This window comes from Peribacillus sp. FSL K6-1552 (assembly GCF_038005205.1).
Lineage (GTDB): Bacteria > Bacillota > Bacilli > Bacillales > DSM-1321 > Peribacillus > Peribacillus butanolivorans.
Map to the genome: position 1 here is coordinate 1,822,351 of NZ_JBBOST010000001.1, position 13,166 is coordinate 1,835,516.

Annotated in this window: 12 protein-coding genes and 2 pseudogenes; 12 read left to right on the forward strand and 2 right to left on the reverse strand. The window is 32.6% G+C overall.

Translation table 11 applies throughout. The annotated features are described in order from the left end of the window. The first annotated feature begins 186 nt into the window (after positions 1–186). The 7 genes from NST21_RS08800 to NST21_RS08830 all read left to right on the forward strand — a co-directional run bounded on the left by NST21_RS08800 (position 187) and on the right by NST21_RS08830 (position 6,859). The gene (locus NST21_RS08800; RefSeq protein ID WP_340888715.1) at positions 187–357 is read left to right on the forward strand and encodes a hypothetical protein; all 171 of its coding nucleotides are present in this window, start codon (positions 187–189) and stop codon (positions 355–357) included. A 167-nt stretch (positions 358–524) separates the two neighbouring features. Continuing rightward, positions 525–701, forward strand: a complete 177-nt coding sequence (locus NST21_RS08805) for a hypothetical protein (protein ID WP_340888717.1) — start codon at positions 525–527, stop codon at positions 699–701. Positions 702–1,622: 921 nt separating this feature from the next. Continuing rightward, complete coding sequence (locus tag NST21_RS08810; RefSeq protein ID WP_340888718.1) at positions 1,623–2,780, forward strand: ABC-three component system protein; 1,158 nt, start codon at positions 1,623–1,625, stop codon at positions 2,778–2,780. Between the two features lie 2 nt (positions 2,781–2,782). After that, entirely contained in the window at positions 2,783–3,286 is a 504-nt protein-coding gene (locus NST21_RS08815; protein ID WP_340888719.1) for a three component ABC system middle component, read from the forward strand. Then, the gene (locus NST21_RS08820; RefSeq protein WP_340888720.1) at positions 3,286–5,268 is read left to right on the forward strand and encodes a DUF3732 domain-containing protein; all 1,983 of its coding nucleotides are present in this window, start codon (positions 3,286–3,288) and stop codon (positions 5,266–5,268) included. Before NST21_RS08815 ends, NST21_RS08820 begins: the two co-directional genes overlap by 1 nt. Before the next feature lie 150 nt (positions 5,269–5,418). After that, positions 5,419–5,769 carry a hypothetical protein gene (locus NST21_RS08825; protein WP_340888721.1) on the forward strand — a complete coding sequence of 117 codons (351 nt, stop codon included), beginning with the start codon at positions 5,419–5,421 and terminating at the stop codon, positions 5,767–5,769. A gap of 433 nt (positions 5,770–6,202) precedes the next feature. Beyond that, complete coding sequence (locus NST21_RS08830) at positions 6,203–6,859, forward strand: hypothetical protein (RefSeq protein WP_340888722.1); 657 nt, start codon at positions 6,203–6,205, stop codon at positions 6,857–6,859. Positions 6,860–7,776: 917 nt separating this feature from the next. On the opposite strand, the gene NST21_RS08835 is transcribed toward NST21_RS08830, so the two are convergent. Further along, positions 7,777–8,085, reverse strand: a complete 309-nt coding sequence (locus NST21_RS08835) for a helix-turn-helix domain-containing protein (protein WP_340888723.1) — start codon at positions 8,083–8,085, stop codon at positions 7,777–7,779. 179 nt (positions 8,086–8,264) lie between these two features. On the opposite strand from NST21_RS08835, the gene NST21_RS08840 reads away from it, so the two are divergent. Next, on the forward strand, positions 8,265–9,926 hold the full coding sequence (locus NST21_RS08840) for a DUF262 domain-containing protein (protein WP_340888724.1): 1,662 nt from the start codon (positions 8,265–8,267) through the stop codon (positions 9,924–9,926). A 304-nt stretch (positions 9,927–10,230) separates the two neighbouring features. Beyond that, positions 10,231–10,458, forward strand: a pseudogene (locus NST21_RS08845) (flotillin family protein); the annotation flags it as partial. Positions 10,459–10,551: 93 nt separating this feature from the next. Here NST21_RS08845 and NST21_RS08850 read toward each other — a convergent pair. Next, positions 10,552–10,752 (reverse strand): annotated as a pseudogene (locus tag NST21_RS08850) (hypothetical protein); the annotation flags it as partial. Between the two features lie 353 nt (positions 10,753–11,105). On the opposite strand from NST21_RS08850, the gene NST21_RS08855 reads away from it, so the two are divergent. Genes NST21_RS08855 through NST21_RS08865 form a run of 3 tightly spaced genes read left to right on the forward strand, consistent with a single transcriptional unit; the run spans position 11,106 to position 12,958 of the window. Further along, positions 11,106–11,717, forward strand: a complete 612-nt coding sequence (locus NST21_RS08855) for a hypothetical protein (protein WP_340888725.1) — start codon at positions 11,106–11,108, stop codon at positions 11,715–11,717. A gap of 46 nt (positions 11,718–11,763) precedes the next feature. Next, positions 11,764–12,810 (forward strand): hypothetical protein, encoded by a 1,047-nt coding sequence (locus tag NST21_RS08860; RefSeq protein ID WP_340888726.1) that lies wholly within the window; start codon positions 11,764–11,766, stop codon positions 12,808–12,810. After that, a complete protein-coding gene (locus NST21_RS08865; RefSeq protein WP_340888727.1) occupies positions 12,794–12,958 on the forward strand; it encodes a hypothetical protein in 165 nt (54 codons plus the stop codon). Before NST21_RS08860 ends, NST21_RS08865 begins: the two co-directional genes overlap by 17 nt. Positions 12,959–13,166: the final 208 nt, after the last annotated feature.

Genomic DNA, 13,166 nt, shown 5'->3' on the forward strand with positions numbered 1-13,166 from the left:
TACTCTCTACTAGATTTACCTATAAAGGTCGAAGGTGAATTCATAGAAAAAGACTTCAAAAATATAGAGTCCCTATCATTCATAATTAAAGGCGAACAAGCCAAAGTTTTAGATGGGGTTACCTTACCAAAAAGACATCCCTCAGAATATGATGATCAAAAGTATTGGAATCCACCGACTAAGAGAATGAAACAAACTATCAATTACATGAAAGGCTTGTTAAATGACCTTAATATAGCAATAAGCGAAGGTAAAGGAGAACTGACTGGATACTCATACCAAGCTGGAGGTAAGAAAAATGACGAACTTGAAGAATTTATCAAAGTTTCTAACCAAGATAGAATAGATGCTCGATAAGCAGCTATCACTCCAGAGCTCCAAAAAGTGGTTAAAGACAATTTCGAGTATTTTGACAAGATTCTCAATAGCGATTACTTCTACAAATCTCGAAATGCTGACGAAAATGACCCAATTTTGACGAAGGTAAAGAAGATGTTTGACTAACAGAAGAAATTAAATCAGAAGTGAAAAAAAGAGCTGATGAAATTGAAGCTTTAATGCCAACCAAAAGTAGTGCTCTTGATCGAGATTTAGGAAATGTTGTTGATGAAATGAGGACAGGATTTGAGTATGAAAATGTCGGAGAAACTTACACACCTCATAGAATCCTTTATGGCTTACACAAAATTTTAAAAAGGTAGAGGGTTGATAAGGAAATTTTAACCGATTTTCTCAGAGGGCTACATTTCCTTATTATGTCATTTTACAGCGAAGTTAAAAATTGTTAGTGCTTCAATATCCTTACGTAATATAGAAAGGCCGTAAACGCACAGATTTGATGATTAAAGTGAATAATATTTCTAAAGAAGGAAACAAATTAATTCTCGATTATCAATTTCAAGGATTTGATGGAGAAATGAGCAGCCATAAACGATGAATAAATCCCTTATATTTAACCTAATAGCTGGAGTTATAATTATTGGTTTAATGATTTATCGCATTACTTTGGGTGATAATATAATTGGGATAAGTTTTTTCATTTTATTAATTGTAGTTTCGTATATTTTGAACGAAATAAAATTACTGTGTTTGCTTGGTTACCTATAACTTTATTAGCACTTATTTGGTCTATTAGTCCGTACTTTGGGTCATTCTTTTTTGTACTTTGATCCTGAAAAAGCCCTTATTGCGAGTATATTTGGTTGTGTAGTATTCCACTGGCATCTTTATTTGGTAATGGAGAAGCTGCAGATGAATAAACGTGGTCTGTCCAGGATGGGTAATTACAGATGTAGGTGGACTCTCTGCTCCAAGACTCTCAAAGCAAGTAGCTGAATCTTTTCCTTTGGTTAAATTTTGCTTTTTTGTTGTAAATTTAATTTAGGCAAAAACAACAATCTTTATGAACACAGCCTTTATATTAGAGTACTAATTTTTAGTGAGAGGACATTAGTTCTCTTTTTTTTACATATTTTTTGTCGAGCAAGACTGTTGGTTAGTTTGTCTTAATGGTAAAATAGTTGTGTAGTAATATACCAAAAATTAATAATAATGTTTTATTTTTCTATTTACAACATGTGTTGTTAAATTATATCTCTTGATACGAAGATTGGAGGTTGTGAATGAATTCTAATGCGCCTGGTCAATTATTAGGTTATTCGCTTCAGTTTCCCCGTGCATTATACCACCTACTAAAATGCAGTCCAGATGAATCAGTTTGTATAGAAGTTTTAGGTGATGTTGCTATTTTGAATGCAGAAGGTGGGTTGATTACTGAAGAAGATAAATCATCTATAAATGGTAATCCAATTACTGATAAGTCAACAGATTTATGGAAGACACTATCGAATTGGATAAAAGCGAATATCAGCGGCGACCTCAATATATTAAATTCTAAGTTTATTTTGTATAGCAATCAAAGCGGTAGAAAAGGGATTGCTAGTAAATTTAGTTCTGCCCAAAATAGAGTAGAGGCTCAGGCAGCAATTGATTATGCAAAAAACAAATTAAAAGGTATAAAATCAGATCATGATATTTGGGAGTATTATGATTTCGTTATAAATAAAAATGAAAAATTACTAATTAAATTAGTAGAGAGATTTGAAGTTCAAATAGGAAATGGTACCGGATATGATGAAGTTCATAAGGAGCTTCTTAGGCAGCATGTTCCGAAAAGTCAAATAGGATTTATTTCGAATAATCTTAGTGGCTGGTTATTCCAAGAAGTCATTGAGAAAATTTCGGCTAGAGAACATGCAATCATTAGTTGGAAAGAATTTGATAAGCAATTTATAGTTCAATTTGATCGTGCACGTAGGCGTGAGTTGATTGATTTTACACTACAGGAATCATATGGAAAGGAAATAATTAAAACACAAATTAAAACTCGTCCATTATATTTAATTCAACTCGAAGAGATTGGTTTACCTGAAGATGAAATAATTGAAGCTGTTGTTGATTATATGAGAGCAGATACAAATAGAGAGAAATGGATAGAAAGTGAAATTATTGATACAGGTGTAGCAGAAGAATTTGAAGACAAACTTAAATCATTTTGGAAGAACAAAAGTAAATTAATATTGCTTACTAAAAAAGGGGAGTTGAATGAAAAAGAACTAGGTCAAATGTTGTTACTAGAATGTAAGTTAAGGCAAGTTACAATTAGAGATATGGATCCTCCAGATTCAACTGTTGCAGGTACCTATCATGCTTTAGCTGATGAACTAGCCCTTGGATGGCATCCAAATTGGGAGGAAATTTTTGTGAAAAAGGGGGGCTGAGCATGGGAAAATTGGTAGAGGAAGTAAAAATTTGGAACACTCCAATTATCGGTGCATATCTACTTTGGAAATTCACTCATGGATATTGTAAGGGGCACCCAAATGGGGATGCTCCAGTTGGTATTTTACATTTTGTTGCTATTGCTATCTTAACTAATGAAAGGCTTATAAAGCCAGTAAGTAATAGGCGTGATTCTTTGCAATCCTATGTGCGTAGTTTTGAAGATAATAAAGACTCAGATTTATTGCTTACTATACAAGAGAGGGTAATTGATAAACGAGAATATACATTGAGGGCTATTGATATTGCGATTACTCAGGGACTGATAATTTGGGATACGGATAGTGGCAAATTGTATCCTTGTGATTTAAAAAATCAACCTAGGAGAGGCAAAGCTTTAAAAAGTAAAATTAAAAGTGAAGGGGAGAAGGCTGAGATACTTGGTAAGTGGTTTTCTAAACATGATATCACGACTATTGCAGCCTATCTAAAGGTGGTATTTTAATGGATTTTCAATTAGTAAAATTAATTATATGGCCCAAGAATAAGCAATTTGCACCTAGAATTATTCAATTTGAACCAGGAAAAGTAAACGTAATAACTGGAGCATCGCGAACGGGGAAATCTGCGATAATTCCAATAATTGACTATTGTCTAGCTTCTAGTGATTGTTTTATACCTATAGATACAATTCGTGACTATGCATCATGGTATGGCGTTGTGTTTCAAACAGAATCGGAACAGATATTAATCTCTAGAAAAGTACCTGTTGGTAATAAGGTATCTAATGAGTTTTATTTGTCTCGTGGATCTATCGTTAGTATTCCTCCAATAATAGTTGAGGCAAACGAAAATAGTGAGGGCGTAAAGCACATTCTTAATGCTATTACTAATGTACCTTACTTTAATTTGGGTAGCGAGGATGAAAGAGAGGGTTACCAATCACGGTTGGGTTTTAGAGATTTAATGGCATTTGTTTTTCAAAATCAAGATATTGTAGCGAATCAAAATATACTCTTTTATAAAACTCATGCTCATGAACATCGAGAGCGATTACGGAATTGGTTTCCTTATATATTGGGAGCAGAGACAATTGATATACTTGCTGCCAGACAGCGTCTTCAAAAAGTTGAAAAAAGTCTTAAACAAATAACACGAGAATTTGACAAGGTCAAGGCAATCTCAGACTCCTGGATGAATAATATGTTTGGTCATATAAAAGTCGCTAAAGAATATGGAATAATTGGAGAAGATGTTACCGAATCAACCACGCCGGAAGAATTATTAGAGATAGCAAAGCAAATTCTAGAAGTTATACCCGACCATTCTAATACAAAATTTAATAATATTGAAACTGCTAATAATGAAATTTTAAAACTAGAGGAAGATGAAGCACTCATTAGTAATAGTATTGCTTTAGTTAAGAAAAGACTCAGCAATGTTAAACGATTGAAAACAGGATTTATAGATTACGGTGGAACTATTCGAAAGAGAGTCGAGAGATTACATATTTCACAGTGGTTAGAAGATATAGCTTTAGAAGCACAAAACTGTCCAACCTGTGGAAGTACAGAACATCCTAAGACCCAATCTGAACTTTTTAAAATTTCTAATGCATTCAAAAAATATGAAGAACAAGCAAAAAGTGTTGCGGAAGTTCCTACTTCCTTTTCAAGAGAAGAAGAACGCATTAAATTAGAATTAGAGGGACTATTAGAAGAAAAAGAAAAACATCAAAAACGGTTTGATTTAATGATAGCACGTAATAAAGAAGCGCAGGCTGAGTTCCAGAGTAAGAAAAATATGTTTTTATTTCTGGGTCATCTACAAGCAACTATGGAAACATTTGAGAAACTAACTGATGGTGGTGATTACCAAAAAGAACTTGAAAAATTGAAAGAGGAATATGAGGGACTACTTAAATTAGTTGATCCTAAAACTGTAAAAAGGCGTATTGAAACAGCGACAACAATTATTTCTCAAGGTATTCTAAAGCATCTACAAGGTTTGGATGTGGAGGATAAGTATAGGAAAATAGCTCCAAGATTTAGTGTTAAGGATTTACATATATCGGTTCTAAGTAATGATAATCATTGGCATTTTATGGCGGAAGTTGGAAGTGCATCCAATTGGGTGTCTTTCCATATTGCTTTAATGTGCTCATTGCAAGAATATTTTTTAGAACTGGAAGGGTCATCTGTGCCTAGTTTTGTTATTTTTGATCAACCCAGCCAAGTATATTTTCCAAAGTTAAAGCGAGATAGTAATGAGAATGAATATGACCCGAAATTTGAGGATGAAGATGTGGATGCAGTAAAGAAAATTTTTAAGACACTTTCAAAATCAATTTTATCTCAAAAAGGTAAGTGGCAAAGTATTGTTTTAGACCATGCGGACAATACCATTTATGGAGATATAGAAGGGGTTCATGAAGTGGATATATGGAGAAATGGAAAAAAATTAATACCGGTAGAATGGTATGAGTAATACTTTAACGCGCTTAATATCAAATTAATGACTTAATCAATTTGAGTTTACAAATTTTATTGGGGGTGACACAAATGACAACGAATGATCAAAATCCTACTGCAGGTAAAGGTGACCCATACTGGTATGAGTGGTCAATAGGACCCAAAAGTGGCACTCGCACAGGCCCTTTTGACTTCAGATGAACCTTTTGTGTTACTTCAAAGTCCGTCACCATTGGCAAATATGGATGCTTGGGTAATAGATGAAGATTTAGAAAGGCTTTCTGGTAATAAAAAGTTAATTAAAGAACAGTTTCTTCCGCATATACATGCAGGTTTGTCTGAATATGAAGTTGTGTTGGGTGCAGTGCTACAAACATTTTCTTCGGCTACCGATGTTGAGGTAGTATTAAACTCCATTTTACGGGACAAAAGATATAGGTTATTAGGGATTGGAAAAAAAACAACAATGAATGGCCGCACATATGAACCTCAAAATTATGACATACCATTTCTTTAAGGCCGGAGGTATTGGCGAATTCATAAATCAGAGTATACTTAGCTATCCCTCAGCACTATTGACTGAGGTATTTAACTTGACTCCTTCTAAAGAAGACAATCCTTTAATTTGGCATGAAGGTGGAAAGCCTGTTCTCAAGTTTGAGTACTTATACGGGCCGGTTAGAGATATGGGGCAAAACTATTTGCATAGACAACCTTTCCTACAACGATGTGTGTGCTAAAAAGAGGTAATCGAAAAATCGAAAACTAATTTTGATATTACCATATCCCAAGAAATCACGGTCAATGTTAAACGTTTTAGAGGTTAATTTGGCCTTCCCTATCTTATTGGAAATTCAAATTATTTTTTGTATGGGTATAATCTGCTTTCTGCAATCCTGACAATTCCTCATTGGATTGTGAAAATAAAATAAAATTTAGCGGGGGATAATATGATAATAGAACCGTTTACAATTCCAGAAACAATGCCAAGCTTTGAAGATCAAGAGCATGAAATTAATTTTAAGTACGAGTGGATAGGTAAAGGTATGTTTGCTTATGTATCATTAGATTGGGTTAAACCCTTAGCTGATTGGATAGGCGACAAGCAATGTTTAGAGGTTTTAGCTGGAAGAGGTTTTTTAGCCAAAGCATTATCCGAACAAAATATTAACATCATAGCATCTGATGATTATTCTTTATTTGAGAGTGATGATTGCCAAGATGAAGCGACTCGAGAAAAGTTTAACATAGATAAAGATATCTATCCTGTCTTTAAAATAAAACAGGAGGATGCATTAACTGCAATTAAAAATTACGGTATGAATAGCAGTGTTTTAATTATTTCATGGCCATACGATGGACCAATGGCTTCAACAATTGTTCAAGAATATTATAGGATTGTATCAGATCCAGATAATGCATGGGTTATTTATATTGGTGAGTTTGGCCCTGAATCCCGTACAGCGAACGAGACATTCTTTGAAATTATGGAATGGATAGATGATGATGATATTTTTGAAGCGGCAGCATTAAACTATACAAGTTATGTCAATAATAAGGATTCATTAAATCTTGGAATTTTAGGCGAGGAATATAGAAGTAGATAGTCAACTTTAATCAAATTAATAGTTAACTAGTATAAAAATACTTTGGGGATGAGATATTCTCCAGAGTATTTTTATGAAGAGTAAGGGGGTTTTTACTTTCGCATCTTTTTTTCAAATAGATTAATTGTTAATTGCTATGGTTTTTGACGTCTACAAAGCCTATAGGGGGATCAATAATTTTCTAATGGAACCTGGCGAATTTACTTCAATGAAACAGATTTTGAAGGGCGTATTAAAAAAGAGGAAATGAAAAATTCTCATATTATTGTCTACTGGCTTTGGAAGAGAAAGTGGACGAGGAAACACAGGAGAATCAGACCTTCGCCAAACCCGAGTAAAAACAAGCGAAATTGTAGCCGTATTAACCGATTTCAGATTTAGTTCAATTTGGAATAGCGAGTGATAAGTTATACATTCAATTTTTAAATAAGGAAGACTGGCTTAAAGGTATATATTTAAAATGCTAACAAATATCCAAATAATACCAAAAAAATGCAACCTGTATTTACCCTACTAAACTGATAACTTGTCATATTTTTAACAGCTGATCAGAAAAAAGTTGAGGACCACTTTTGACAAAACAAACAAAAGTGGTCCTTTGGGATTTAAAACTTCTTTTACCTTAATTATATCTTCTTCTCTTACACAAATATCTTCTGTTAAATATTCTGATTTTATTACAGTTTAATAACACCGTTTTTTATTGGATAAAACATCTTTAGGAATATGAGCTGCGGCAACAGTCTTAGCCGATATTAGTGGAGCAATAAAAGCAATCTTTATTCAGCTGGTCTTTGGAGAACAGTAAAAATGGCCTTAACTTGATTTATAGCACTATAAAAGAACATTTCCTAAATATAGATAACCATTCTGAGATTTTTTAGACTAAAAAGTATTTGTTAATATTAATAATTTTCTCACTGCTTTCCCGTTATAAAGGATTCAATCATTTCAGTGATTTTTTGTCTCTGGTTTGGTGATAACTTTTTTGCTGTGTCAATTAAGTTCATCATATCTGCTGAAATATCCTCACTGTCAAAAAAGTAAGGAATGGAGGTTTCTAAAGAATTACAAAGCTTTAATAAGGTTTCAATCGATGGAGATTGTGTATTATTTTCTATTCTAATTATAGTAGTTCTATGAACACCCGACAATTCTTCTAAATCGATTGGTGAATAGCCCTTTTCTTGCCTTAAAGTCTTTAATTTTTCCCCTATATCTAACATTATTAAAACCTCTCCATAGTTAATAGAATTTTCCTATTTATATTTTTGGAATAATCATAACAAAAATTTTTCGAAAAAAAATAAAAAAAGCGCAAACGCTCGAAAAACGTTTAAAAACGTGCGTGAATGCACATAATGTATTTATTGTTATTTGTTCCAACTTTAGGAGTGAGGGAAATATGTCAATTGATACAAAGAGATTAAGTATTGGTAAAATGCTCGGAAGTGTTAATGAAGTTTACCGGATACCCCTTTATCAAAGAACCTATAATTGGGGAAAGGATCAATGGAATGATTTATGGGAAGATTTGATTAAGCTTGAAGGAGAAGAAACGCATTTTCTAGGGTCTGTTATTACCATTGGTTCGGAACGCAAAAAAGGGTTTAGTTATTTTGAAGTAGTCGATGGTCAGCAACGCATTACTACTACTTTAATTATGCTAACGGCCATAAGAGATCTTGCAGAGGAAATAGATAAAGACCGAGCTGGATATATAAATACCTACTTTTTAAAGAGTTCAACAATAGATGAACAAGAAGCTAAACTCATTCTGGGTAGAAAAGACAATAAGGTATTCAAAAGATTAGTGGAGAAACGTATAACAAAGGAAGAGGCTAAAACAGAAAAAATAATTCAAGCATATTACTTTTTTAAAGAAAAACTTCAAGAAAATGGTATACAATGGCAGAATGTGTATACGAGATTATTGGAGTCGTTTGATCTTGTTATAATGGTAACGGACTCCTACTACGATGCATTTAGACTATTTGAAACACTAAATAATCGAGGATTATCTCTATCTTCAGTGGATTTAATAAAAAACTACCTTCTAAGTACGATCGCTTCTAATGAATCAATGTTGGAAGAATGCATAGAGATATGGGATAGAATTATTGAGAATATAGAGGAGATAGAATCTGTCCGGCATGATAAGGTCCGATTTTTTAGGCATTATTTATTTTCAATTGAGTACGGTATAGTTCCAATTCCAAAATTGTATTCAAGATTTCAAAAACTTATTGATAATACAGACAATATCTTAAATCTTGTTGAGGATATATGGCTTAAATCGGAAGTATACGTAAAGTTGTATAATGGAATTTTAGGTGTAAAAGAAGTTGATGAAAGATTAAATACCTTAGTTCGTATTGAGGCTACAACTTGCTATCCATTGCTTATAAAATGTGTTTCGATGGACCTTAGGAATGAGCAATTATTAAAAATTCTAAAAGCAATAGAAGTGTTCACACTTAGAAGAAGTATATGCAATATTTCTACTAGGGACATCGACAGGATTTACAATCACTTGGCTTTGGAAGCATTCGATAAAGAAGATCCCATAAACTATATAATTGGGTACCTGAAAAAGAGAACCCCAAGTGATACAGAGTTCTATTTGAGTTTCCAAAGTAGGGACTTCACAAGGTCACCACAGACAAAATATATATTGGAAATCATTGAAAATGCTTTAACAAACAATACAAAAGAGAAAATGATTAGTTCGAGAACAGATGTCCATATAGAACATATAATGCCACGGGAGTTGCGAAAGAGATCAAAAGTAAGTGTTAGCACCTGGGAAAAAGAGTTAGGGTCAAGAGCTTCTGAGCATCAACTATTTGTTAATCGTATTGGAAACCTAACTCTTTTGGGAAGTGAATTGAATATTGGGGCGTCAAATAATCCATTCGCAGAAAAAAAACAGAGATATGGTCAGTCCAATATTTTATTAACAAAAGAACTATGTAAGAAAAAGAAGTGGGATTTCGATGAAATTTTAAATAGAAGTAAATACCTTGCAGGTATTGCAAAACAAATATGGAGTTTTAATAATATTTGATTAAGTTATTAAGTTTAATGCTTTGCAACACCATATAATATGAGCAATTAGGTACTCCTGGTACATCTTGAAAACCCAGATGTTATACCAAGAGAAAATTAAGATGAAAAAATTTGAAGAAGTATTGAGTAATAAATAGACCTTCATTAGTTAAGGTCTATTTACTTATATTAAAAACAACAACAATGGTTGGTTCTCGAAAGGCTTTCGCGTTGTCAAATACACTATTGTATATATCGTTTACGTAAGGTATATAAGATTTATTTCGTGTACATAAATCATGGACATAAATTGGTTAACTAAAAAAGACAAAAATGGATATCTTGAGTCGCTAGGAAAGCCAAGGATTGCCCAGGTGAAGAGGGATGCCGATATAGCTACCGCCGATGCAGAGAAAGAAACGCGAATCAAGCGAGCCGAACTTGAAAGGGCAACCGAAATAGCCGAAGCCGAAAAAATCAACAAGCTAAAGGTAGCGGAATTCCGGCGTGAGCAGGATATTGCCAAGGCACGGGCTGACCGAACTTACAATCATTTTGCTTTAGAATCGTTCAATTAAGAAATGCCAGTTTCTTATATTTGTTGAATATTTTAAGAGGAAAACCCATCTGATACAGAATTCTATTTAAACTTTCACTTTTTTTATTTTCTTCAATATTATTATTACTTGGAATGTAAAAGTCTTAGTAATACGCAATGACCCTTTTTCTTCATCAAAATCAGTCCACTTTAGGGCAAGTAATTCTCCAATTCGCAAACCAGTATAGGCAAGTGTGACAAAAATTAAAGAATCCATTTCTAAGCCTTCTGAATCAGCGGTGCGTAAAAATCGTGCTAGCTCCTATTTCTTTAAAATTTTTATCTCGCTTTATTGCTCTCGATCTCTTCAACCTTTACTTGATACCGTTCATCTTGCTCATAATTCAGAATAGGCTTAGTCATAATATTGAATACAGCCGATTTACGCTGTGCTGGTCCCATCAAATGGAATAATTACAGTACATCCCATTATCTCGCTGATTTTACAAGGGTTTAGAGCATAGAACAAACTAAATAAAACTAGTTGGTAAGTAGTACTGAAAAAATCATTGCAACTTTCAATTTTTTGGTAAAATAGAAAATAATAGTTTAAAACATAAAAAGGAGATTGGGATGAGGAGTAGTTATAGGAGAAAAAGAGTGAGACATCTTGTGCAAAATAAAAATAAATACAATGCTACACAGAATGTAGAGAAGAAGGAATTAAGTATGTTTAATTGGCTTGATACTGGATTAATAATAGGATTCATAACTGCTATTGGGTATTTTCTAGCCTATTCATTTCAAAAAGGGTACTTTACTTATTTTGGAATAACAGAAATCTTTATTAATAAAATTGATATTGTTAATATTGTACTGGCTATCTCAATTGTTGGTGGTGTATTATATATAATTTATATATTCTATGATAATACTGGAAAAATTCTAGATACTTTTTCAAATGTTTATATCAAGTATTTTAAAGCGGCATATCTTCCTTTTTTTATATCAGGTATAACTTTAGTAGTTTTTATGCCTGATTTTATTAAATTCATTGGCTTTATATTAGTTGTAATATTAGGACTAATTTTCATTATACCCTTATTAAACCATAAGGATGTGCAAGGTTACAAAAACAAAATTGAAAAACAGTTAGTTAATATTTATGAAAAAGGGTTCACTTTAAGAAATATCTTTTTTGCTTATAAAAACATTCCATATTATTTTTATTGTTTGTTGTCTTTAATAATTAATATTTTCGCGGGAATTTGACTATATAAACTTATTGAAATTATTGAATAAGAGAAAGGGAAGGGATATGAGTCAAACACAAGTAATAAAAGTCAAAGGTAATATTAAACCCCAAGAGGCTTTTGGCAATAAAACAATGGAATTATCAAAGTCTCAACTTGATGAACGGATTAATGTGAATCTAGGTAAGATAATTAATGGTTTTAGAAATTTACCCTCTTTTTTGGAGGCTAAAGAAAATATTAATAAAGATAGTATTTATAAAGTAATAATTCCAAAAAATATTAGCCGTAAATTGGAAGATGGTTCAGCTCAATGGAATTATGATAAAGCTGGAAAACAACTTCCTGTAATAAAAGATCAAAATGGGTCATTTATTTGTCAAGCAAGGCTGGAAGAGACAGACCCAGCTAATTTCAGTGCTGTAAATAACATTGCTTTACAATCAACAATGGCTGCTGTATTAGAACAATTAGAATATCTTAATGAACAAGTTGCAGATGTAATAGAGGGACAGTTCACTGATCGTATAGGAACAATTAAGGGGGCTGAAGAAACTTACAAACAGGCTCTTTTAGCAAAAGATTTGAATATTAGAAAGCAATTACTGACACAAGCAATATCTGAATTAAACAAAGGACGTAGCCAACTAATCGAGTCATTGGAAACAAAAACGAAGTTTATTCAGGATCTTCCTAAGTCTAACTTTAAACTAATTCTATATTCTTTATTCCAAAAGATTGATACTAATAAAATCCAAAAGCAGTTTCTTGAAACACAAAGAATATTTGATAATATCATTTCTTCTTCCAGTTATATAGCTTTGGCATATGAAGAATTAGGAGAGATTAGCTCTTTACAGGAGTCACTATTGCCTTTAAAGAAATGTATAATAGATTACTCTGAAAAATTGGAACTGGTTGCTGAATTTTTACCCTATAATCCAAAATTTGAAAATGAAAAGTCATGGTTTAAATATCCAGAAAAGACATTGGAAAAGATTGATACCAGTTTTAGTCAACTAACATCAAATAAAACGGACTATATTGAAATTGAATTAACAGGAGAATTATTATTATCAAAGGGGGAAAAGGGCGATGGACAAATGCACTAGCTGTGGAAGACCACTTCCAAAAGATTCAAATAAGGTTTTTTGTTCTTATTGTAAGTCTAAGAATGGCAATATTATCGGGAAAATTGGGGCTGGTTTGGCTGCAGTATCGCCTGTAGTATTATTAATTACAAAAAAATTCAAAAAGTAATTTACACGGATTACTGCTATTAAAAGTAATATTTTTATAGTCGCTTTACGATTCCAAAAAAATCTACAATATTCTCAGAATTTGAAAAAAACCAATTGCAAAATGGCATAATTAAACAGGAACTTGAATTAGGGCCGCCATCGTTCACGCTTTGAATGGGGTTTAATAAACGATATTTAACCGCTTGATTTGGAGACAAAAACGGCTA